The 20,746-nt window shown below is 68.2% G+C and carries 24 protein-coding genes; 9 read left to right on the top strand and 15 right to left on the bottom strand.

The window, feature by feature from the left end; genetic code table 11:
- Positions 1 to 5 precede the first annotated feature (5 nt).
- Positions 6 to 452 carry an ATP-binding protein gene (locus BN976_RS18840; protein ID WP_011780212.1) on the top strand — a complete coding sequence of 149 codons (447 nt, stop codon included), beginning with the start codon at positions 6 to 8 and terminating at the stop codon, positions 450 to 452.
- Here the strand turns inward: BN976_RS18840 and BN976_RS18845 are convergent, their stop codons facing one another.
- The gene (locus BN976_RS18845; protein ID WP_036372877.1) at positions 453 to 1,529 is read right to left on the bottom strand and encodes an NAD(P)H-dependent amine dehydrogenase family protein; all 1,077 of its coding nucleotides are present in this window, start codon (positions 1,527 to 1,529) and stop codon (positions 453 to 455) included.
- Positions 1,530 to 1,609: 80 nt separating this feature from the next.
- Between BN976_RS18845 and BN976_RS18850 the strand changes: the two genes are divergently transcribed.
- Genes BN976_RS18850 through BN976_RS18860 form a run of 3 tightly spaced genes read left to right on the top strand, consistent with a single transcriptional unit; the run spans position 1,610 to position 3,948 of the window.
- Positions 1,610 to 2,356, top strand: a complete 747-nt coding sequence (locus tag BN976_RS18850) for a glucose 1-dehydrogenase (protein ID WP_011780210.1) — start codon at positions 1,610 to 1,612, stop codon at positions 2,354 to 2,356.
- A gap of 42 nt (positions 2,357 to 2,398) precedes the next feature.
- Entirely contained in the window at positions 2,399 to 3,667 is a 1,269-nt protein-coding gene (locus BN976_RS18855; RefSeq protein WP_011780209.1) for a competence/damage-inducible protein A, read from the top strand.
- A 56-nt stretch (positions 3,668 to 3,723) separates the two neighbouring features.
- The gene (locus BN976_RS18860; RefSeq protein ID WP_011780208.1) at positions 3,724 to 3,948 is read left to right on the top strand and encodes a hypothetical protein; all 225 of its coding nucleotides are present in this window, start codon (positions 3,724 to 3,726) and stop codon (positions 3,946 to 3,948) included.
- A 7-nt stretch (positions 3,949 to 3,955) separates the two neighbouring features.
- Here BN976_RS18860 and BN976_RS18865 read toward each other — a convergent pair whose 3' ends face one another.
- The 4 genes from BN976_RS18865 to BN976_RS18880 are packed head-to-tail and all read right to left on the bottom strand — an operon-like array spanning position 3,956 to position 6,368.
- Positions 3,956 to 4,876, bottom strand: a complete 921-nt coding sequence (locus tag BN976_RS18865; RefSeq protein ID WP_011780207.1) for an alpha/beta fold hydrolase — start codon at positions 4,874 to 4,876, stop codon at positions 3,956 to 3,958.
- 19 nt (positions 4,877 to 4,895) lie between these two features.
- Entirely contained in the window at positions 4,896 to 5,759 is an 864-nt protein-coding gene (locus tag BN976_RS18870; protein ID WP_036373234.1) for a hypothetical protein, read from the bottom strand.
- Entirely contained in the window at positions 5,756 to 6,115 is a 360-nt protein-coding gene (locus tag BN976_RS18875; protein WP_011780205.1) for a hypothetical protein, read from the bottom strand. Before BN976_RS18875 ends, BN976_RS18870 begins: the two co-directional genes overlap by 4 nt.
- A gap of 4 nt (positions 6,116 to 6,119) precedes the next feature.
- Entirely contained in the window at positions 6,120 to 6,368 is a 249-nt protein-coding gene (locus BN976_RS18880; protein WP_011780204.1) for a hypothetical protein, read from the bottom strand.
- A gap of 88 nt (positions 6,369 to 6,456) precedes the next feature.
- On the opposite strand from BN976_RS18880, the gene BN976_RS18885 reads away from it, so the two are divergent.
- On the top strand, positions 6,457 to 6,960 hold the full coding sequence (locus tag BN976_RS18885; RefSeq protein ID WP_011780203.1) for a hypothetical protein: 504 nt from the start codon (positions 6,457 to 6,459) through the stop codon (positions 6,958 to 6,960).
- A 19-nt stretch (positions 6,961 to 6,979) separates the two neighbouring features.
- On the opposite strand, the gene yaaA is transcribed toward BN976_RS18885, so the two are convergent.
- The 6 genes from yaaA to BN976_RS18915 form a co-directional block, all read right to left on the bottom strand.
- Complete coding sequence (gene yaaA, locus BN976_RS18890; protein ID WP_036372880.1) at positions 6,980 to 7,726, bottom strand: peroxide stress protein YaaA; 747 nt, start codon at positions 7,724 to 7,726, stop codon at positions 6,980 to 6,982.
- A 36-nt stretch (positions 7,727 to 7,762) separates the two neighbouring features.
- The gene (locus BN976_RS18895; RefSeq protein ID WP_036373237.1) at positions 7,763 to 8,332 is read right to left on the bottom strand and encodes an NlpC/P60 family protein; all 570 of its coding nucleotides are present in this window, start codon (positions 8,330 to 8,332) and stop codon (positions 7,763 to 7,765) included.
- Positions 8,333 to 8,603: 271 nt separating this feature from the next.
- Positions 8,604 to 9,737: an alkaline phosphatase family protein gene (locus tag BN976_RS18900; protein ID WP_036372881.1), complete on the bottom strand. Its 1,134-nt coding sequence runs from the start codon at positions 9,735 to 9,737 to the stop codon at positions 8,604 to 8,606.
- 1 nt (position 9,738) lies between these two features.
- Positions 9,739 to 10,179 (bottom strand): response regulator, encoded by a 441-nt coding sequence (locus BN976_RS18905; protein WP_011780199.1) that lies wholly within the window; start codon positions 10,177 to 10,179, stop codon positions 9,739 to 9,741.
- Positions 10,176 to 11,765: a sensor histidine kinase gene (locus tag BN976_RS18910; RefSeq protein WP_036372883.1), complete on the bottom strand. Its 1,590-nt coding sequence runs from the start codon at positions 11,763 to 11,765 to the stop codon at positions 10,176 to 10,178. Before BN976_RS18910 ends, BN976_RS18905 begins: the two co-directional genes overlap by 4 nt.
- A complete protein-coding gene (locus BN976_RS18915) occupies positions 11,762 to 12,937 on the bottom strand; it encodes a PP2C family protein-serine/threonine phosphatase (RefSeq protein WP_036373239.1) in 1,176 nt (391 codons plus the stop codon). Before BN976_RS18915 ends, BN976_RS18910 begins: the two co-directional genes overlap by 4 nt.
- Before the next feature lie 271 nt (positions 12,938 to 13,208).
- Between BN976_RS18915 and BN976_RS18920 the strand changes: the two genes are divergently transcribed.
- Positions 13,209 to 14,423, top strand: a complete 1,215-nt coding sequence (locus BN976_RS18920) for an acyltransferase family protein (protein WP_011780196.1) — start codon at positions 13,209 to 13,211, stop codon at positions 14,421 to 14,423.
- A gap of 47 nt (positions 14,424 to 14,470) precedes the next feature.
- The gene (locus BN976_RS18925) at positions 14,471 to 15,160 is read left to right on the top strand and encodes an Rv0518 family GDSL lipase (protein ID WP_036372885.1); all 690 of its coding nucleotides are present in this window, start codon (positions 14,471 to 14,473) and stop codon (positions 15,158 to 15,160) included.
- A gap of 76 nt (positions 15,161 to 15,236) precedes the next feature.
- Here BN976_RS18925 and katG read toward each other — a convergent pair whose 3' ends face one another.
- Together katG and BN976_RS18935 are read right to left on the bottom strand one after the other, a co-directional pair.
- Positions 15,237 to 17,381 (bottom strand): catalase/peroxidase HPI, encoded by a 2,145-nt coding sequence (gene katG, locus BN976_RS18930; protein WP_234935595.1) that lies wholly within the window; start codon positions 17,379 to 17,381, stop codon positions 15,237 to 15,239.
- Positions 17,382 to 17,486: 105 nt separating this feature from the next.
- Complete coding sequence (locus BN976_RS18935; RefSeq protein ID WP_036372888.1) at positions 17,487 to 17,936, bottom strand: Fur family transcriptional regulator; 450 nt, start codon at positions 17,934 to 17,936, stop codon at positions 17,487 to 17,489.
- Positions 17,937 to 18,015: 79 nt separating this feature from the next.
- On the opposite strand from BN976_RS18935, the gene BN976_RS18940 reads away from it, so the two are divergent.
- Together BN976_RS18940 and BN976_RS18945 are read left to right on the top strand one after the other, a co-directional pair.
- Complete coding sequence (locus BN976_RS18940) at positions 18,016 to 18,309, top strand: Dabb family protein (protein ID WP_011780192.1); 294 nt, start codon at positions 18,016 to 18,018, stop codon at positions 18,307 to 18,309.
- 100 nt (positions 18,310 to 18,409) lie between these two features.
- Positions 18,410 to 18,784 (top strand): group I truncated hemoglobin, encoded by a 375-nt coding sequence (locus BN976_RS18945; protein WP_011780191.1) that lies wholly within the window; start codon positions 18,410 to 18,412, stop codon positions 18,782 to 18,784.
- Here the strand turns inward: BN976_RS18945 and BN976_RS18950 are convergent.
- Complete coding sequence (locus BN976_RS18950; RefSeq protein WP_036372889.1) at positions 18,753 to 19,535, bottom strand: glutamine amidotransferase; 783 nt, start codon at positions 19,533 to 19,535, stop codon at positions 18,753 to 18,755. The genes BN976_RS18945 and BN976_RS18950 overlap by 32 nt on opposite strands.
- A 24-nt stretch (positions 19,536 to 19,559) precedes the next feature.
- Entirely contained in the window at positions 19,560 to 20,708 is a 1,149-nt protein-coding gene (locus tag BN976_RS18955; RefSeq protein WP_011780189.1) for a hypothetical protein, read from the bottom strand.
- Positions 20,709 to 20,746 lie beyond the last annotated feature (38 nt).

Consider the following 20,746-nt stretch of genomic DNA (forward strand, 5'->3'; position numbering starts at 1 on the left):
CTGCCATGATCGATTCCATGCCTCCGGCGCAGGTAGCCAATGCCGAACGTTTCGAACGCCTCGGCCTCGCCGCGGATGCAGGCGCCGTCGCCCGGGTGCGTCAGGAATTCGGCGAGTGGCTGAAACGGTTCTTCGTCATCGACGAGGTCCGCTTCAGCGACGTCGTTCTCGCGATCAACGAGGCCCTGGCCAACGCCGCCGAGTTCGCCTATGCGCTGGCCGACCGTCCGGGCACGATCGACATTCAGGCCACCTACGATCCGCGGGGGCAGACGCTGACGGTGTGCATCGAGGACCGCGGTGTCTGGCGTCAGCGGCAGACCGAACCCGCCCCGCGCACCCGCGGCCGCGGCATCCCGCTGATGGAGACGCTGTCGGACGGCGCGACGATCGAGCCGTCAACGAGTGGAACCACAGTCCAGCTGGTGTGGCACGGGGTCGACCGCCTCTGATCAGGGCGCCCGGTAGGTGCCCCGGCCCGTCCCGAACGGCAGGTCCAGTGTGCTGCGGATCCCCGGCTCGGCGGCTACGACGTCCGGAATGGCGTTGACGATCCGGCCCGCGGCGGCCAGGATCGCTGCGTAGTTGTGGTCGCCGTTGTTGCTCGTCGGGCAGATGTCCATCACGTAGGACGGCTCGCCGGTGATCTCGACCCGGTAGGAGCCACCCTCCTGCGCCGGCTGCGCCCAGTCCGGCCGCAGATCGCCGCGCAGCCGGGTGATGTGCTCGACGACGATGGCGGGTGCACCGTCGACCAGGCCTTCGATCAGGAACCGCACGGCCGCCACGGTGCCCTTCTTGATGGTTCCGACCGCGACGTCGAAATCCTCGGGTGCGGGCTCCTGTTCCACCGAGTCGCGGATCTCGTCCACCTCGACACCGAGGCCTGCCGCGAGCTGGCGGATACCCACGCCCCACGCCGCACTGAGCATGCCGGGCTGGTACAGGAACGGCAGGTCCCCGATCTCGTTACCGAAGCCCATCACGTCGAACATCACCGTCGCCCCGTCGTAGGTGGCGTAGTCCGCGATCTCCATGGTGCGGACCTGGCTGACGCTCTGGCAGGTGCTCGCCAATGCCAGGGGCAGCAGGTCGGTGACGAAACCCGGGTCGACACCGGTGATGAACAGGCTCGTATTACCCTGCCGGGCAGCGCTTTCCACGCGCTCGATGGCGCGATCGGGAATCACGCCCCACGGGTAGGCCAGAAACCCGGGGGAGGACCCGACGACGTTGATGCCTGCCTCGAGCAGCCCGCGGACGTCGGCCAGCGCCTCTTTGGGCCGCACGTCACCCATCGCGCAGTACACCGCGCAGTCAGGCTTGGCGTCGATGATCGCGGCCATGTCGTCGACCGCCGCGACACCGGTCGTCACATCGAGTCGGGCGAGTTCGCCGGCGTCCCGTCCGACCTTCTCCTGGGAGGACACCCACACGCCGGTCAGCGCGAACCGCGGATCTTCGATGAGCTGACGCAACGCCAGACTGCCGCAGTTGCCGGTCCCGATGAGCGCCACGCGAATAGCCATGCGCAGCAGTATGCGGGCTCAGAACAAATATTGGAACAGGTTCTAATTTGTGTCTACCCCGTGCGGTAGCCTGACGCCCCATGGGACGCGTGGACGGAAAAGTGGCACTCATCAGTGGCGGCGCGCAGGGAATGGGCGCCGCCGATGCCCGGGCGCTGATCGCCGAAGGCGCCAAGGTCGTCATCGGTGACATCCTCGACGACAAGGGCAAGGCGCTGGCGGACGAGATCAACGCCGAGACACCCGACTCGATCCGTTACGTGCATCTCGACGTCACCCAGGCCGACCAGTGGGAGGCCGCCGTGGCCACCGCTGTCGACGCGTTCGGCAAGCTCAACGTGCTTGTCAACAATGCGGGCACGGTGGCGCTGGGGCAGATCGGCCAGTTCGATATGGCCAAGTGGCAGAAGGTCATCGACGTCAACCTCACCGGCACGTTCCTCGGAATGCAGGCGTCCGTCGAGGCGATGAAGACCGCGGGCGGCGGGTCGATCATCAACATCTCCTCCATCGAGGGTCTGCGGGGTGCGGTCATGGTGCACCCGTACGTGGCGTCCAAGTGGGCGGTGCGCGGCCTCACGAAGTCCGCGGCCCTCGAGCTCGGGTCACACAACATCCGGGTCAACTCGGTGCACCCCGGCTTCATCCGCACCCCGATGACCAAGCACTTCCCGGACAACATGCTGCGCATCCCGCTGGGCCGCCCGGGTCAGCCCGAAGAGGTCGCCACCTTCGTGGTGTTCCTGGCCAGCGACGAGTCGCGGTACGCGACAGGCGCCGAATTCGTGATGGACGGCGGCCTGACCAACGACGTTCCGCACAAGTAGCACCCGCGAGCCTGTGTAAGGGCTTGCGTAAGGTCGTAACTCGTGAGCGCACGGGCGGGAATCGTGGTGACGGGGACCGAGGTCCTCACCGGACGCGTCCAGGACCAGAATGGTCCCTGGCTCGCCGACCGGCTTCTGGAACTCGGCGTCGAACTCGGACACATCACGCTGTGCGGCGACCGGCCGGCCGACATCGAGGCGCAGCTGCGTTTCCTCGCAGGCCAGGGCGTCGACCTCATCATCACCAGCGGCGGTCTCGGTCCGACCGCCGACGACATGACGGTGGAGATCGTGTCGCGTTTCTGCGGCCGCGAGCTCGTTCTCGACGCCGCGGTGGAAGCCAGGATCGGCGAGATCGTCAAGGGCATGATGGCCAGGTTCCCCGGAGTCGACGCGGACGCGGTGCTGGCGGCCAACCGCAAGCAGGCGCTGGTTCCGGCGGGAGCCGTCGTCCTCGACCCGGTGGGCACCGCGCCTGGGGTCGTCGTTGCCGGATCCCCGACGGTGGTGGTGCTGCCCGGCCCGCCTCGAGAGCTGCAGCCGATGTGGCACGCCGCCGTCGCCACCGACGCCGTGCAGACGGCCATCGCCGGGCGCACCCGCTATCAGCAGCAGACGATCCGCATGTTCGGCCTGCCCGAGTCCGGGCTGGCCGACACGCTGCGCGATGCCGAGAAGACCGTCGCCGACTTCGACCGGCTCGAGATCACCACCTGCCTGCGGCGCGGCGAGCTCGAGATCGTCACCCGCTTCGAGCCTCGCGACACGGCGACCTACGCCGCGCTGGAGGGTCTGCTGCGGGACCGCCATGCCCGCGAGATCTTCTCCACCGACGGTGCACTGGTCGACGACCAGATCGCCGAACTGCTGGCAGGACGCAGCATCGCCACCGCCGAATCCTGCACCGCGGGCATGCTGGCCGCCCGGTTGACCGAGCGAGCGGGATCATCGGCGTATGTGGCCGGTGGCGTGGTGGCCTACTCGAACGCCGCCAAGACCGAATTGCTCGGGGTCGACGCGGGGCTCATCGAACGGCACGGCGCGGTGTCCGAACCGGTGGCCGAGGCGATGGCGGCCGGGGCGTTGCAGCGCTTCGGGGCCGACACCGCGGTGGCGATCACCGGCATCGCCGGGCCAGGCGGCGGCACCCCGACCAAGCCCGTCGGCACCGTGTGCTTCTCGGTGGCGCTGGCCGGTGGCGCCTCGGTCACCCGGGCCACCAGGCTGCCGGGCAACAGGTCCGACATCCGGGAGCGCTCGACGACGGTGGCGATGCATCTGCTCCGAAGGGCACTGACCGGCGGAGGCTAGGGTGGTCGCGACAGTCTCGACACCCCGCACGCCCAGAACACATGGAGAACTCACCGATGGTTGACACCGACGAGCGGCAGGCGGTCTCGGCGCTCGCCGAGCAGACCGGTTGGCATCACCGCGTCGATGAACGCAGCGACTACTTCGACAAGGGCGTGGTGCGGATCCACGTCGTCTGGCAGGGTGACGCCGCGATCAGCGGCGGCACGCTGTACCACGACGACCTCATGCAGACTTACAGCAACGATCTGTCGACGGTGCGGGGCTGGCTGAAGCGCTGAGCTCGGCTCAGCGTGTCTTTTCGAAGGCGTCCCAGAGGTCGCTCATCGACTGCATGATGGCCTCCGCCTCGCCCAGCCCGCCGAGGTGGCTCTCGCCGGGGAGCGGATAGAACTGGGCGTCGGGCAACAGCGCGGCGACGTGCTTGCCGTGGGCGAACGGCACGATGTGGTCGCAGTCGCCGTGCCACCAGTGCACCGGGACCTTGACTTCGTCGAGCCGGAACCCCCAGTCACGAGCGAACACCACCACGTCGGCAAACGGTGCCGCCAGCTGTCGCCGGCTGCCGTTGAGCAGGTCGTCGAGGAACATCGCCTTGAACTCCGGGCGCACCAGCAGTCGGCGATCGCCCTCGGGGGAGATGCTGGCATACAGGTAGAGGGCAGGCTCGGCGACGGGCTTGATCAGCCGGATCAGCCCGGTGGCGACGAGGCTGAGCGGAGTGCCGACACGTTCGAGCACGGGCGCCACCGGAAGGCCGATGTTGCCCATGATGCCGCCGCCGATGGCGTCCGATCCGCGGGTGGGAGCCACACCACCGAGTACACCGACCGCAACCACCCGGTCCGGCATTGCCGCCGCGGCGCCCAGCGTGTACGGACCGCCGCCCGAGAGCCCGATGACCTGCATCTTGGAGATGCCGAGCGTGTCGGCGACGGTGCGCAGATCGTCGGCGAAGTCGATCACCTTCTCGTACTCGTGCGGCGTGGACGAGCCGATACCGGGCCGGTCGACCCCGATCAACCGGATGCTGTTCCGCTCGGCGAACACCCGCGCCTCGACCGGGATCTGCCTGCGGGCGCCGGGCGTGCCGTGCAGCCAGAAGATCGCGCGTCCCTGCGGGTCACCGAACTCGGCGAATCCGAGCTGACGGTCGGTATCGACGAGGACTTTGCCTTCGAGCTTGGGGCGAGCGATATCGACAGCCATGCGCGAAGTGTCCCACGCCTCAGTCGGCCGCTTGATCGGCTCCGGCGAACAGGTAGGAACCGACCGTGATGAGACGGTCGCCTGCGCCCTCGTCGTGCATGGTCACGCGCACCGCAATGCGGCCACCGGCGCCGGGCAGCGGCTCGGTCTCGACCCGGAACGGACCCACCTTGCCGCGCGCGACGAACATGACGTGGGAGGAGACGCCGTGCAAGTGGGTCGTGCTTGCCACCGCGGCGGCGCGGTGGATGGCCGCGGTCTCCAGTGCCACGAACTGCGGGCCGATGTGCAGCGCCGCGTCAGGGGAGGCGACGTCGACCGACAGTTCCGGCAACGCCCAGCGCCCGTCGGTGCGCAGCCGCGCGCCGAACACCTCCCACAGCGGCGGCAGCTCCGGGGAGTCCACGATGTCGAGCGGGTTGGCCGGCATCCGCTGAAGGCCGTCGGGCGGCACGCCGATGCTGATTCCCTGCCCCTCGGTCAGCGCGAGCACCCGAGCGGGATTGTCGGCGTCGACGATCTTGGACCGGCTGTATCCCATCTGTCTGCCGCGCTTGAGCTCTTCGGAGACGATCTCGATGCGGCTGACCCCTACGCCGGGGTCGACCACCTGGCAGGAGTGGATCACCGGGTTGGGCACTGCCTCCAGGTCGGACATGTGCCCGCCTTCCGGTGAGGCGATGCCGAGCACCGCCAGCAGCAGCCCACCGGCGCCGGCGCGCATGTCACGGCGGATCGCGACGGTGTTGTCCTCCGGGCCCAGATCCATCTGCGCGTAGCTGCGCCCGATGTAGCGGTAGCTGAGCAGGCCGCCCCATCGCCGCCGCAGTTCCTCGGCGTAGTCCTGTGGCGAATCCGCCAGTTCCCGAATGTCTCTCATCAGCTGACCGCCGCGGTATAGCCGACGCCGCCCAGCAACACCGCCGACACACACAGCACGAAGGTGCCGACCGCGAAGGGCCACGCGGTTTTTCGGCGCACGAGCTGGATCACGGTCACCACCAGGCCGGCCAGCCCGATTCCGGCTGCGGCGAGCAGCGCGGTGAACACGGCATTGACGGCGCCATCGACGCTGCAGGTCGCCGGAGGGCAGTGGTCAAGGAAGGCGAGCGAGAACACGCCGAGGAACGCCGCCACGGCACCGAAGAGCACCGTGAGCACCAGCACGACGATCGAGACCGCGATGTCGGCGCCCGAGCGTCGCGGCTGGGCGGGCAGCACGTGGCCGGGGTATCCCATGGCGTCAGTCTCTCCTGGACCGGGGCAGTCTGGCGGCCTTGTCGGCGATGTCGCGGTCTCTGCTCACCACCGAATCGGTGACGGCCAGCGCGATGAGGATGTCGGCGGCGGTGATGAGCAGGCCCCACCAGTACATCCATCGCAACGTGGGGTCGGGTTGGGCGGCGAAGTAGACGAACAGGAAGATCGGGCCGACGAGCCCGAAGAGCAGGGCCATGCCCTGGATGCGCGCGTACAGCCACAGTGTCGACATCGAGGCGAAGTTTCCCGCGTCGGCCCTCGGACGTCAACGGATGGACCGACCCGGTCCACGGCAGGGCCCGGGGTGAGAGGATTTGCGAATGCGCGCACGAATCGCCCTGGCCGCCGCCGCCGTCGCCGTATCCGGACTCGGGGTGGCACCGGGTGGCGCCGGAGTGGCGCTGGCCCAGCCGGATGTGTCGGCGGGAACTGTCACCGCACCGTTCAGCCAGACGTGGCGGCGTTGCGACTTCAGCAAGTTCGCCTACACCGGCCCCCGTGCCTACGGCAGGCTGGTCGGCCAGTTCCGAGTCGAGGCGGGCGAGTTGGTGGCCGATCTGCAGATGGCGACCGGGGTTCCGAACACGCCGTACGACGTCCGGGTGATCCAGCTGCCGCGCTCATCCGCGGAGAGCTGTCATGCCGGCGCTCCCGGCGTGTTGGCAGGGACGCTGTTCACCGACGCCGCGGGATCGGGCGCCGTGACGGTCCGCGGCCCGATCGCGTCCGGCGCCACCGGTGTGTGGGCCTCGGTCACGCGACCCAGCCCGTTCTCGCACACGCCGGCGGAGTTCTACACCACCGACTTCATTCTTTCTCTCTGATCCTGCGCCCCAAGGGTTTTCAAGCGGCCACCACGACGGTCAGGTGGTCGCCGCGCCGCTCGACGCGCATCCCGGCGCGTCTGGCCACCGCCGCCACGGCTGCGGCGTCGGCGGGCTCGGCGCGCGTGGTGGCCAGCGCGCGGGCCAGCCGCCCCTTGTGCGCCTTGTTGAAGTGGCTGACGGTGGTGCGCCGCCCGTCGGCATGCTCGGCCACGACGTCGACCGTCACCGCGTCGGGCACCTTGCCCAGCGCGGCATAGGAACCCGACCGCAGGTCGACGACCAACTCGTTCTCGGCGAGTTCGGCGAGTACCGGTTCGAGGGCCGGCTTCCACCGCGCCGCCAGCGTCGGGCGGCCCGGCAGTTTTGACCCGGCGGACAGCCGGTAGGCCGGGATGCGGTCGCCGGCCCGGATCAGACCGAACAGCGCGGACACGACGGCCAACCGAGACCGCGCACGACCGGCCGCCGTGCCGTGCAGGGATTCGACGTCCAACGCGTCGTAGAGCACGCCGGTGTACCGATGGATGGCCGGCAGCGTGGGCGCGGTGCGCAGGGCGGCGTTGCGGTCGATCTCTGCATCCTGGGACGCCGAGATGCCGAGGGCCTTACGGCTGGCGGGCCGATCGGCGGCGAGCTCGGCCAGTTCGCCGACCAGCTCCTCCCGGGTGTCCCGCAGGAGGGGAAAGCTCATCGCGTCCAACGCGAGGGCCGGTCCGTCGCCGCCGGGGCGCTTGGTCTCTGAGGGCGGCAGCAGCACGATCACCGCACAGACGGTAGTGCCCGCCGAATCGGGGCCGGCTCAGGGTGCCGGTGGAACGGGAGCCCCAGGCGCCGGTGGAACGGGAGCCCCGGGCGGCGGGGGAACCGGAGCCTGCTGACCCATCAGCACGACGGGACCCGCCGGAGGCGGGGGCGGCGGGGGAGGCACGGCACCCGGCGGAGGCGGGAACGGGCTCATCGGCGGCGCGAGCACAGGATCGGGGGCCGGCACAGCCTCAGCGGGTGCAGGCAGAAACATGTGGTTGGTGAACTGCTCCTGGTAGGCGCCACCACCGCCGATCTTCACCCCGCCGCCCTCGCCGGAGGAGACGGGGGTGCCGTCGGGCAGGGTGACCGCGGTGTGGCCACGGTTCCAGCCCACCACCAGCGCACCGGGCTGGGTTCCGTACTGGAAGCCGCGGGCCAGCAGCGCGCTCTCGATGTTGCCGGTGTGGAATCGGTCGCCGTAGACCGGCCTGCCGGTCGCTGCGTTGGTCACCCACGACACCAGACCCGAGCAGTCCGTACCGGCGGGGGAGTCACCGCCGGACACGTAGGGAGTGCCCGACACCTGGTTGACAAGCGTCAAGAGTGTTGCGAGAGCAAACATGCGGACGGACATTAACAGAGGGTCTCTAATACGGCCAAAATCTGTGACGGCAGGCACAATACGCGATTGCGAGGCGGGTATCTCACGAAATGCGTTGTGCGCATGCCCCGTTGGGGTGCATCCGCCGCAAGTACCTGTAGCTTAGTCAAAGCAGTTGTGCAGCAGCCGTTTTCGACGTCAGAGAGGCCACTTTCCGCGGCCCGGGCGACCGCAGCAGGCGGCCGCGGAATGTGTTTGCCGGGCTACGTTCCGGCCCCCGCTGTGCAGTCGCTCAGCGGTGGGCCAGCAGCAGCGGTATCCGCTGTTCCGCATCGGTCAGCGATCCGTGCTGGCCTACCAGCGAAGATTCGACCGGTTCGGTGGTGCGACGGAGCAGGCCCGTGGAGCCTCTCGCGGCTGCCACCACGTCGCCGATCCGCGGACGGACCTCGTCGGCGACGTGTTCGCCGAACCACCCCGCCGCCACCGCCTCCTCACCGGAGACGGTCCATGCGCGTTCACCGAGGACTTCCCGCCAGACAGCCAGCACGTCGGAGGCGGCTCCGGGCCTGGTGTAAATGTGACGGGCGCGAACCTCGCCGCCGATCGCCTCCGTGCCGTCGCGGAGCGCGCCGATGGCGTCGATGTCGATGACGTCGCCGTCCACCGCCACCATGCCGTGGTCGGCGACCACGGCGAGCAGGCCGCCGCTCGGCAGTCCCTCGACGATGGACTCCACCATCCTGTCGACCTGCCGGAGTTGCAACCGCCAGGCCTGCGAGCCGGGACCGTGCAGGTGGCCCACCAGATCGAGGTCGGCGTGGTAGCCGTAACAGAATCCGCCTCCGGCGATGGTGGCACCGATGGTGGCCGCGAGGTCTCCCAGTGCGTGCACCCCCACGTAGTCGCCGCCGCGCAGCACCGCGCGCGTCAGGCCTGAACCCGCGAACTGGGCACCGGAGATCACACTGACCGCGACACCGGCCGACACGGCACGCTCGAAGATCGTCGCTCGCGGTTGCACGACCTCCGGGACGGCCGTCTCGCGCAGGTCGTCGCCCCAGGGATGCGGGCGCCATCTCAGTGCATTGATGACGCCGACGTCCGGCAGGCGGAAGGACATGCCGACCATGCCGTGCTCGCCGGAGCGGCACCCGGTGCCGACGGCCGCCAGGCCGGCCGCCGTGGTGGCGGGGAAGCCGACCTGCAGGGTCATGCCGCGCAGGCCGGCCAGCACGGGTGCATCCTGCGCGTGAGCGTCCAACAATTCGGCACCCAGCCCGTCGATGAGCAGCACGCACGCGCCTGCCACGTCGTAGGGAAGCGGAATGCGCGGCGGGAAACCGGTGACGCCCATCGCCGCGAGCACCGACGGGGTCACGTCGGCCAGATGCGGCGCCGCCGGGTCCGGGCGGGGGAGTTCCACGTCAGAACTGGGGTAGCCGGACCACCTGCACGAAGAACTCGTCGATCTGCCGGACGGCGTTCATGAACTGGTCCAGATCGACCGGTTTGGTGACGTAGGCGTTGGCGTGCAGTTTGTAGCTGCGCAGAATGTCCTCTTCTGCCGACGAGGTCGTCAGCACGACCACCGGGATGTGGCTGAGATCCGGATCGGATTTGATCTGCTCGAGCAGTTGACGCCCGTCGTACTTGGGCAGGTTGAGGTCGAGCAGGACCAGGTCGGGCCGCGGCGCATCGGTGTACGCGCCACGCCGGTACAGGAAGTCCAGGCCTTCCTCGCCGTCGTGCGCGACGTGCAGCGTGTTTTTGATCTTGTTGTGTTCAAACGCTTCCCGCGTGATCAGCTCGTCTCCGGGATCGTCCTCGATGAGCAGGACGTCGATCGCGCGCTCGGCCGGTGTCATGGGGTCGATCCTTCCAGGAGGGGGGTCGCCGTGTCATCCACGGTCATCGGCAGCGTGAAGCGGAAGCGGGTGCCTTCGGTGTATGAGGAGTCGATCCAGATGGTGCCGCCGTGATGTTCGACGATCTTCTTGCACAGCGCCAGGCCGATGCCCGTCCCGCTGTACGCGTCACGACCGTGCAGGCGCTGGAAGATGACGAAGACCTTGTCGGTGAACTCGGCAGCGATGCCGATGCCGTTGTCCGCCAATGAGAAGGACCAACTCTGTGCGTCGTCGTCACCGCTCTGCGCGACGTCGATCACGATCCGGGGAGCCACCCCTTCCCTGCGGAACTTCACGGCGTTGCCGATCAGGTTCTGCCACAACATGGTCAGCAGCGTGGGATCACCCTTGACCGTCGGCAGGCCGCCGACCGGCCGCTCGATCACCGCGTCAGATTCCTCGACCGCCGTAGCGAGATTGCTCAGCGCATTGTCGAGCGCCTCGTCGAGGTCGACCTCGGTCTCGGTGGCGTTGAGCCGCCCGACCCGGGAGAAGGTGAGCAGATCATTGATGAGGATCTGCATGCGCTTGGCGCCGTCTACGGCGAAACCGATGTATTCGACCCCACGTTCGTCGAGTTGGTCCCCGTAGCGCTTCTCCAGCAGCTGACAGAACGACGCGACCTTGCGCAGCGGCTCCTGCAGGTCGTGCGAGGCCACATAGGCGAACTGCTCCAGCTCGGCGTTGGAACGCCGCAGCTCTTCGGCCTGTTCGTCGAGCGCTTCGGTGGCGGCGCGTGACGCCTCCAGCTCCTCGACGATCCGCTGACGCATGTGCTCCACGTCGAGGCTGATCAGGCGGATGTCGCGAGGCCCCTGCGGGACGATCCGCTCACCGAAGTTGCCTTCTGCGATCCGCCGGCACGACGCGGCCAACCGCGACAGCGGCCGTACCAGCGCGCGCCGCAGCAGCACCGCGAGCGCAACGACGGTCACCGCGAACGTCACCGCCATCGCCAGAAGGACCGCATTCCGGAGGGTTCGCATCCGCTCCAGCTCTGCGATGTCGGCGTCACGCGCCTGCGCGAGATTCTCGTTCTGGGTGTCGAAAAGAACCCGCAGCGCGTCGAAGTCGGCTTGGCCGATCGCAGTCAGCTCGGGGTCGACCGAGCCCGGGTCACCAGGGCGCACGTCGGCGACGACCGGTTCGGCGTAGTTCGTCCGCCACGATCCGGACGCCTGTTCGATGGCGTCGAGGTCATCGAGCAGATCGGGGCGGTCCTGCTCGAGTTGCCGGATGTCCGCGGACGCCTGCTGCTCGGCGGCGCGGCCCTCGTCGTAGGGTTTCAGGAACCGGAGGTCCGCTGTGATCAGATAGCCGCGCACCGCGGTCTCCTGGTCGCGTATCGCCGCCTGCATCTGGAGGGCCGCGACCCGCGCAGGCTGGATGCGTTCGATGAGTTGGCCGGACACCTGATCGGTGCGGTTGAGCAGGACGGCCACCATGATCCCGCCGGTCAGCACCACGAAGCCCATCACCGACAGCACCAGGTACTGCCAACCCTGCACCGTGAGTGCCCGCACTCCGCGCTGGTCAGGGCTCATGCGCGCGGGGTTCGTTCCACCCGGACGACCGCGATGTCGTCGCTGATCCCGCCGTGCGCCGCGGCGCGCTCCTCGACGGCGTTGATCAGCGCGTGGACGAACGCCCGACCGGGCAGTGCGGCCAGCGAGCGGGCCAACTCGAGCAGGCCCTCTTCGCCGAGTCGCTCGTTGCCGCTGCCGATATGCCCCTCGAAGAGACCGTCGGTGAGCAGCACCAGACCCTTGCCCTCGGGTAGCTCCACCTGCTGCGGGGTCCAGTCACTGCCGTGCAGGCCGAGCGCAGGGCCGCCGGCGGGCTCGACCCAGTCGACGGTGCCGCCGCCGTGTAGCAGCATGCCAGGATGCCCGGCGCGGATAGCGGTGATCATCGGCCCCTCCGGAGGGATGGCGAGGCTGAGCACCGTCGCGAAGATGCCGCGGCCACCCCTCTCGGCGCGCAGGATCCGCTCCAGCTGCCGCATGCGATCCGAGCCGCGCAGTCCCGCGAAAGTCAGTGCGCGCCAGGCGATGCGCAACGCCACCCCGAGTGCCGCCTCATCCGGGCCGTGGCCCGCCACGTCGCCGATCATCACATGCACGGTGCGGTCCGGCGTCTGCACGAAGTCGTAGAAGTCTCCGCCGAGCAGCGCGTTCTCGCGGCTGGGCTGATACTGGGCGACGATCTCCACACCGGGATCGTCGAGTAGCAGGGGCGAGGGCAGCAGCCCGCGCTCGAGTCGGGCGTTCTCGCGTGCCCGCAGCTGGCTGGCGTGCAGATCGACGGCGGTGAGCTCGGCGCGTTTGCGCTCGATGGCGTAGAGCACCGCGCGGCGCAGCACCTCGGGATCCACCCGGTCCTTGACGAGGTAGTCCTGAGCGCCTGCGGACACCGCCGACACACCGACATGTTCGTCGTTGAGGCCCGTCAGCACGACGATGGGAAGTGTCGCGTCGTATTTGGCGATCCGGTTGACGCCGTCGATTCCGTCGGTGTCGTGCAGATGGAGATCGAGCAGGATGCAGTCGGGGCGCGCGATCGCGATCTCCTGCTCGGCCCTGGCCATCGACTCGGCCCAGACCACCTGGATATCGCCTCCGGCGTCGGCGATCAGCTCTTCGACCAGGATCGCATCCCCGCGATCGTCCTCGACGAGGAGCAGTGACAACGAGTCCCCGTCATTCGGGGCAAGCATGTGACCCGACACCCCCGATGGCGCGCGCTGACCGCGCGGGCCGATTTGTTCGATTGACAACTTCTGGAGAATACCCGGACCCAGCACACGCTGTGGCCAACCCGCGCCGCGGCGTTGCGCGCCACCGGTACGCCGGGGCCGCTGGTAATCTGCGACCGGTCGCCGGGTTTCGATCACGGGGAGGCGGCCCTGCCGTATCGCCGTCTCCCGCGGGATCGGCCCGCGGCTGTCACCGACGACGCTGCCTGCAAACCGCCTGGAATGTTACGAAATGAGTCGTGTGCGCACCGGAGAGATCAGAGCCTTGTCTGGCTTGCGCATCGTCGCCGCTCTCTGGGTCGTCCTCTTCCACTTCCGTCCGCTTCTCGCCGAGGCCGCCCCCGGCTTCAACAGCGCGCTGGCGCCGATCCTCAACGCAGGCGCGCAGGGCGTCGATCTCTTCTTCATCCTGAGCGGGTTCGTCCTGACGTGGAACTACCTCGACCGGATGGGGGAGAGCTGGTCGACGAGATCGACGCTGCGCTTCCTCTGGTTGCGCCTGGCCCGGGTCTGGCCGGTGTACCTGGTGACGATGCACCTGGCCGCCGCGTTCGCGATCTTCACGCTCTACGTCGGTGGTCATCCGCTGCCGCCCCCGGTCATCGAGTCGCTGAACGCGATGAGCTGGCTCAAGCAGGTGTTGCTGACGCAGTTGTGGTTCCAGCCGTACTTCGACGGGTCGAGCTGGAACGGGCCCGCGTGGTCGATCAGCGCCGAATGGTTGGCCTACCTCCTGTTCGGGGGTCTGGTGCTCATCATCTTCCGGATCGCGTCGGCGACCAGAGCGCGCGGACTCATCTGGCTCGCGATTGCGGCGGCGCTGGCCCCGACCCTGCTGCTGCTGGCACACGGAGTGTTCTACACACCGTGGAGTTGGCTGCCGCGCATCGTCATGCAGTTCACGGCGGGAGCGCTGGCCTGTGCGGCCGTGCGCAAACTCGTGCTCACCGACCGCACGCAGAAAGCGGCGGGGGTCGCCTCGCTGCTGATGGGCGCCGCCATCGTCGGCGGACTGTACCTGCTCGACGCCAATCGCCCCGGCGACATGCTCGACGCGGGTGGGTTGGTCGACGTGCTCTTCGTCCCGCTGGTGATCACGCTGGCGATCGGCGCCGGCACCCTGCCCGCACTGCTGTCCACCCCGGTGATGGTGTACCTCGGCCACATCTCGTTCGGCCTCTACATGGTTCACGAGATCGTGCACACCGCGTGGAACTGGGCCGTCCTGCAGTTCGGCATCCAGCTGGCACCGAGCTGGTGGGCCAAGTTCGTGGTCCTCGGGCTGATCCTGTTCGCCGGCGTCGCGGCGGCACTGCTCTACCACGTGGTCGAAGAGCCGGCGCGGCGGTGGATGCGTCGCATGGTCGAGCCGAACCGCGCTCGGCCCGCACAACCCACCGAAACCGCCGCAGGACGACTGAAACCGGTCGCCGCGCGTGCGGGTTGACGGCGCGTCACCGGGCTCTCACGCATCCGCGAAACTAGGCTGATGCAGTGAGTCGTCTTCTGACAGTGGCGCTTTCCCTCGTGGTGCTGTTCGCCTCGGGGTTCGCCCAGGTTCCTGAACACCAGCACCGGGAGGTGCGCCACCTCGATTTCGCCGCAAACCGCATCGCGGTGGTCGGCGACTCCTACACCACCGGCAGCGATCAGGGCGGTAACGGTCTGAAAGGCTGGATGCCGCAGGTGTGGGAGTCGCTGACCGACGACGGGATCGCGGTGACGCCGACCGTGGCCGCCGAGGGCGGGGCCGGCTACTGCACACGAGGCAACCGTGGCAGCGTGTTCGAGGATCTGACGGTCAGGGCGGTCAAGCCCAGCGACCTGCTCGTGGTGTTCTTCGGATCCCGCAACGACATCAACGTCGACCCCACACGGCTGTCGATCGCGATGTACGGCACATTCAAGTTGGCCCGCCAGATCGCCCCTTCTGCCGATCTGCTCGTCATCGGGCCGCCATGGCCCACGGCGGATCCGCCCCCGGAGGTGCTGCGCATCCGCGACGTCCTGGGTTATCAGGCCGATCTGGCCGGTGCTTCATTCGTCGACCCGATCGCCGCCCGGTGGTTTGTCGGCAGGCCCGAGCTGATCGGCGCGGACGGTGTACATCCCACCGACGCCGGTCACACGTACATGGCGCAGAAGATCGCACCGCTGATCGGCGCGAAACTGCATCCCTTCTAGGCCGTACACAACCTTCCGGGCCGTACACAAAAGGGGCGCCCGGAAGTCCGGGCGCCCCTTTCGGTGTCAGGTGGGATCAGGCTCCCTTGCCGATGTCGTAACGGTCGGCATCCATGACGTTGACCCACGCGGCGACGAAATCCTTGACGAACTTGTCCCTGGAATCGTCTTCGGCGTAGACCTCGGCCAGCGCCCGCAGCTGCGAGTTCGAACCGAACAGCAGGTCGACGCGGCTGGCCGTGTACTTCACCTCACCGGTGTCCCGGTCGGTGCCGACGTAGGTGCCGTCGTCCGCGGGGGCCGGCGCCCACTTGACGCCCATGTCGGTGAGGTTGACGAAGTAGTCGTTCGTGAGCTGACCCGGCGTGTCGGTGAGTACGCCGAGCTTGCTGTCACCGTGGGTGATGCCGAGTGCCCGCAGGCCACCGATCAGCACGGTCATCTGCGGGGCCGACAGGTTGAGCAGGTTGGCCTGATCGATGAGCTGGTACTCGGCAGGCAGGTTCAGGCCCTTGCCGACGTAGTTACGGAAGCCGTCCGCCTTGGGTTCCAGGTAGGAGAACGCCTCGACGTCGGTCTGCTCCTGGGTGGCATCGCCACGGCCCGAGCTGAACGGCACCTCGATGTCGAATCCGGCCGCCTTGGCGGCAGTTTCGATTCCCACGTTGCCGCCGAGCACGACCAGGTCGGCGAACGACACGTCGATCCCGGACGACCCCTGGATCTCCTCCAGCTTGCTGATGACCTGCGCCAACTCGTCGGGTTCGTTGGACTCCCAGCCCAACTGGGGCTGCAGCCTGATCCGGCCACCGTTGGCACCACCACGCATGTCGCTGATGCGGAACGACGAGGCGGCCTTCCATGCGGTCGAAACCAGCTGTTGCACAGTCAGACCCGAATCGGCGATGGCTCCCTTGAGGGTGGCGACATCGGCGTCCGACAGCGGCTTGCCGGCCGGGACGATGTCCTGCCACAGCCAGGTCTGCGTGGGCACCAGCGGCCCGAGGTAGCGCTGGACCGGGCCCATGTCACGATGCAGCAGCTTGAACCAGGCCTTGGCGTATTCCTCGGCCAGTTCCTCGGGATGGTCCAGCCAGCGGCGGGTGATCTCGCCGTAGATCGGATCCATCCGCATCGACAGGTCGGTGGTCAGCATCGCCGGGTGGGTCTTGCCGGTGCCCTGCGCCATCGGTACCGAGTTGGCCCAGCCGTTGTCCTTCGGGCGCCACTGATTGGCGCCGGCCGGGCTCTTGAACAGTTCCCATTCGTTGCCGTAGAGGATCTCCAGGAACGAGTTGTCCCACTTGGTGGGGGTGTGGGTCCAGGTCACCTCGAGACCGCTGCTGACGGTGTCGTTGCCGACACCCGGGTTGCTCCAGCCGAGGCCCATCTGCTCCAGCGGCGCCGCCTCGGGCTCCGGACCGTTCACGATGTCGGTGGCGCCGTGGGTCTTGCCGAAGGTGTGCCCACCGACGATCAGCGCGGCGGTCTCGACATCGTTCATCGCCATCCGCCCGAACGTCTCGCGGATGTCGATGGCCGCGGCGATCGGATCCGGATTACCCTCGGGGCCTTCGGGGTTGACGTAGATCAGGCCCATATGGCTGGCGCCGAGCGGGTTCTCCAGCTTGGTCCGGTCACCGTTGGCGCCGGCGTATCGATCCTGCGAGCCGAGCCACTCGTGCTCGGCGCCCCAGTAGACGTCCTCCTCGGGCTCCCAGTAATCCGGGCGGCCGAACGCGAATCCGGCCGTCTTGAAGCCCATGTTCTCCATCGCCCGGTTTCCGGCGTAGACGATGAGGTCGGACCACGACAGCTTCTTGCCGTACTTCTTCTTCAGCGGCCACAGCAACCGGCGGGCCTTGTCCAGGCTGACGTTGTCGGGCCAGCTGTTCAGCGGCGCGAACCGTTGCATGCCCTTTCCGGCGCCGCCGCGGCCGTCCTGTACCCGGTAGGTGCCTGCAGCGTGCCACGACATCCGGATGAACAGCGGGCCGTAATGACCGAAGTCGGCGGGCCACCAGTCCTGGGAGTTGGTGCACAGCTCGTCGAAATCCCGGGCCAGCTGGTCGACGTCGAGCGTCTGCACGGCTTCGCGGTAGTCGTAGCCTTCGTCCATCGGGTCGATGACTTCGGGATCCTTCTGCAGCATCTTCAGGTTGACCGCATTGGGCCACCAGTCCCGGTTACTGCCACCCTCCACCGGCGGCTTGATGACCATCGGACAGCCGCTCTGGGCGGGCTCGGTCTGAGCTTCGCCAATCGGGGGATGTTCAGTTGCTTCTGGCACTGCAATTCCTTTCGGGAGTGGTGAATCGGACTGTGATCACTGGTGTGATCGTGAAATCTCCGCGGCCAGGCACCCGGGGCACAGCCCCCAGTACACGACCTCGGCTTCGTCGACGACGAAGCCGTCGAGGCTGCCGTCCGGATCGGACGGGACCAGACAGGGCGCCTCGCCGACCGCGCAGTCGACGTCGGTGATGACGCCGCAGGACCGGCACACGACGTGGTGGTGGTTGTCGCCGACCCGGGTCTCGTAGCGCGCGACCGATCCCGAGGGCTGAATCTTGCGTACGAGCCCCACCACCGTCAGCGCGGCGAGCACGTCGTAGACGGCCTGCCGGGACACCTCGGGCAGCGCCGTCCGGACGGCACCGAAAATCGTGTCGGTATCGGCGTGTGGATGCGCTTCGACGGCCTCAAGGACGGCTATTCTCGGACGCGTCACGCGCAGATCCGCGCCGCGGAGGAGTTCCGCGTAGTCCGAAGTCACATGAGAAGTTGTACGCCCTTTTCTGGACTGAGTCAAGAATAATTCTCGGTGAACGGATGACCCCTGTTAGGGTCTCTCCGTGATCCGACACGTGGTTCTGGCCAAGTTCAAGACGGGCTATGACGCCGCCGAGGTGCGGCGCCTCCAGGACGGTTTCCGTGCGCTGAACTGCCCGGGGACCGTGCGCTACACGGTGGGCAGTGACGCCGGCCTGCGCGAGGGCAACTGGGACTTCGCCATCGTCGCCGACTTCGAGGACGCCGACGCCTTCCGCGGATATGACGAGGATGCTGCCCACGGCGAATTGCGTTCCCGCCTTTCGCTTTTCGTTGAACAGGCCGCCCGTGTGCAATTCGAGGTCCCGCAGTCCTGACGGCAACTCACCTCGGCGGCGGGTCTGCGGTGAGAACAAGTTAACGCGTTCTCAAAACGGCACGGCGCCGGGCGTTACCGAGGGCGGCCACGCTCGGAGGATGAGCATCTTCGACCAGATCGGCGGCCCTGCGGCTGTCACGGCCGCCGTCGACGACTTCTACCGCAGGGTGATCGCCGACCCCGAACTGACCCCGTATTTCGACGGTGTCGACATGAAACGACTCAAAGGCCACCAGCGGTCGTTCATCGCCGCGGCGATCGGCGGACCAGAGCCCTACCTCGGGCGCTCCATGCGAGAAGCCCACTCGCACCTCGACATCGCGCCCGCACACTTCGACCGCGTCGTCGATCACCTGGCGGAGACGCTGGCCGATCTCGGGGTGAGCGTGGACATCATCGGTCAGATCGGCGCCAAGCTGGCACCGCTGAAAGACGAGATTGTCAGTCCGGGCGCGGCGGCACGCGCGAGCTGACCGGAAGCCCGGCCCCCCGGCCGTAGCGCTGCACGAATCCACGCAGCACCGCCATCGGGTGCGTCACCGTGCGTTGCCGCGCATCGTGCTTCAGCGATTCGGCCGTCTCGGGGGCGAAGTATCCGTGGTGCTTGTACACCTCGATCCGGGTGCACAGCCCGTCGACGTCGAGCTCCGGGTGGAACTGGGTGGCGTAGACGTTGGCGCCGACCCGGAACGCCTGGACGGGACAGTCAGCGGAGCTGGCCAGTGAAACGGCGCCCCCGGGCAGCGATGACACCGCCTCCTTGTGTCCACCGAAAGCGTCGAAGGTGTCCGGCAACACGCAGAACAGCGGATCCCGGCGACCTTGGTCGGTGAGATCCACGGTGACACCGCCGACCGGCTCGCTGTGGGAGCGGTCGATCACGGCACCGATCGCCGCGCCCACCGTTCCGATTCCGTAGCAGCAGCCGAGAAACGGGAAATCGCGGGCGATGACCTCGGCGAGGAGCCCGGCCATCTCTTCCTCGACACGCATCTGCGTCAGTGACTTCGACGCCGGGTCGTCGCTGACGTTGTACGGTCCACCGCCGAGGATGATGCCGGACCACTGCGTCAGGTCGATGTCGCCGAGCCCGCGGTGGGTCAGCCGGATTCGGCGCATACCGGATTCGTCGAGGCCTGCGAAGCGCATCATCGCCGCGTATTCGTCGTCCGCGGCCTCGTCCTCACCGCGGATCGACAACAGCAGAAATGCCGCGTCGGCCACGGCGTAAGCGTACGGCCACCGCGCTCACCGCGGCTTGCGGTACACCACCATCTCCCGCGACAACACCCGGCGAATGCGGGGATCGCGGCTGCACGCCACCGCGAACACCGTCAGCAGCAGCCAGCTCAGCACCGCGCTGGCGAGCACCATGGTGAACGCCGCCCAGGCACCACCGGCCAGCTCGGTGGACGCCTTGTACTTGGCCCACAGGCGCCAGTAGATCATCAGGTTCACCGTCAGCCCGACGCCATAGGAAATGGCGAACGAGAGCAGGAACGGCTTCCACGTCCCGTCGTGCAGACGTGCCGACACCGGCTCGTGCCGAAGCGGGAAGACAACCGAGAGCACGTTGCCCACGCCCAGCCAGATGAACACCATGGTCACGAGCTGATCGATCAGCTGCACCGGGTTGACGTCGCTGGTCACGGTGAGCAGCGCGATGACCGGTAGCCCAGCCAGCGTCACGAGCGCAGCCATTGCGAGGTTTTTCGCCAACAGGATCCGCCACAGGGGTACGCCGCGCTGCAGCATCGCGCGCACCCGCGCGGCCTCGAAGCACAGCGCATTGGTGCAGACCACGCTGCCGATCACCGCCGAGAACAGATAGAGGGTGAGCCGGCCGGCGTCGTCGTACCGGGCCAGTCCGGTCACGTGGTAGACGCTCACCAGCGACAGCGCCATCGCCAGCGTGATCACCACACGTGCGAGGACCGCACGCGGCCTGTCGGCCAGCAGGTGACGGATCTCGGCGGCGACGGGCCCGGAGAGGCTGCCCAGTCGCCGGAGCCAGCTGTGCAGCGCGGCGGCCCGCGTCGGCGTCCCGGTCGCCTCCGAGGTGGCGCGGCGGGCAGCGGCCACCGCGAGGACGGCCTCTGCGACCGCGGTCCGGGCGAGCCCGAGCGCCACAACGGCATTCGCACGCGCCTGCTCCGGCGACGACGGAGCACGATCGAGCAGCGCCGCTGCGCTGCCGCGATTCTGGGCCAGCGCCAGCCAGCCGGGGTCGGCCGCGGCCGCGGCGATGTCGGCACCGGCGGACGTGGCCGCGAGCTGGACTCGGGCCTGTGCCTCGGCGCGGGACAGGGCCGCGTCATCGTCCCAGTCCGCCGCGGCGGCCGCCGCCTCGAGTCGATGCAGCGATTCGGCGAGGTCGCGCAGCTCGTCTGTCGGCATGGCGCTCACTCAATCATGTGGCGGCCGGATAGCTTGTC

It is taken from the genome of Mycolicibacterium austroafricanum (assembly GCF_000612725.1).
GTDB classification, from domain to species: Bacteria; Actinomycetota; Actinomycetes; order Mycobacteriales; family Mycobacteriaceae; genus Mycobacterium; species Mycobacterium austroafricanum.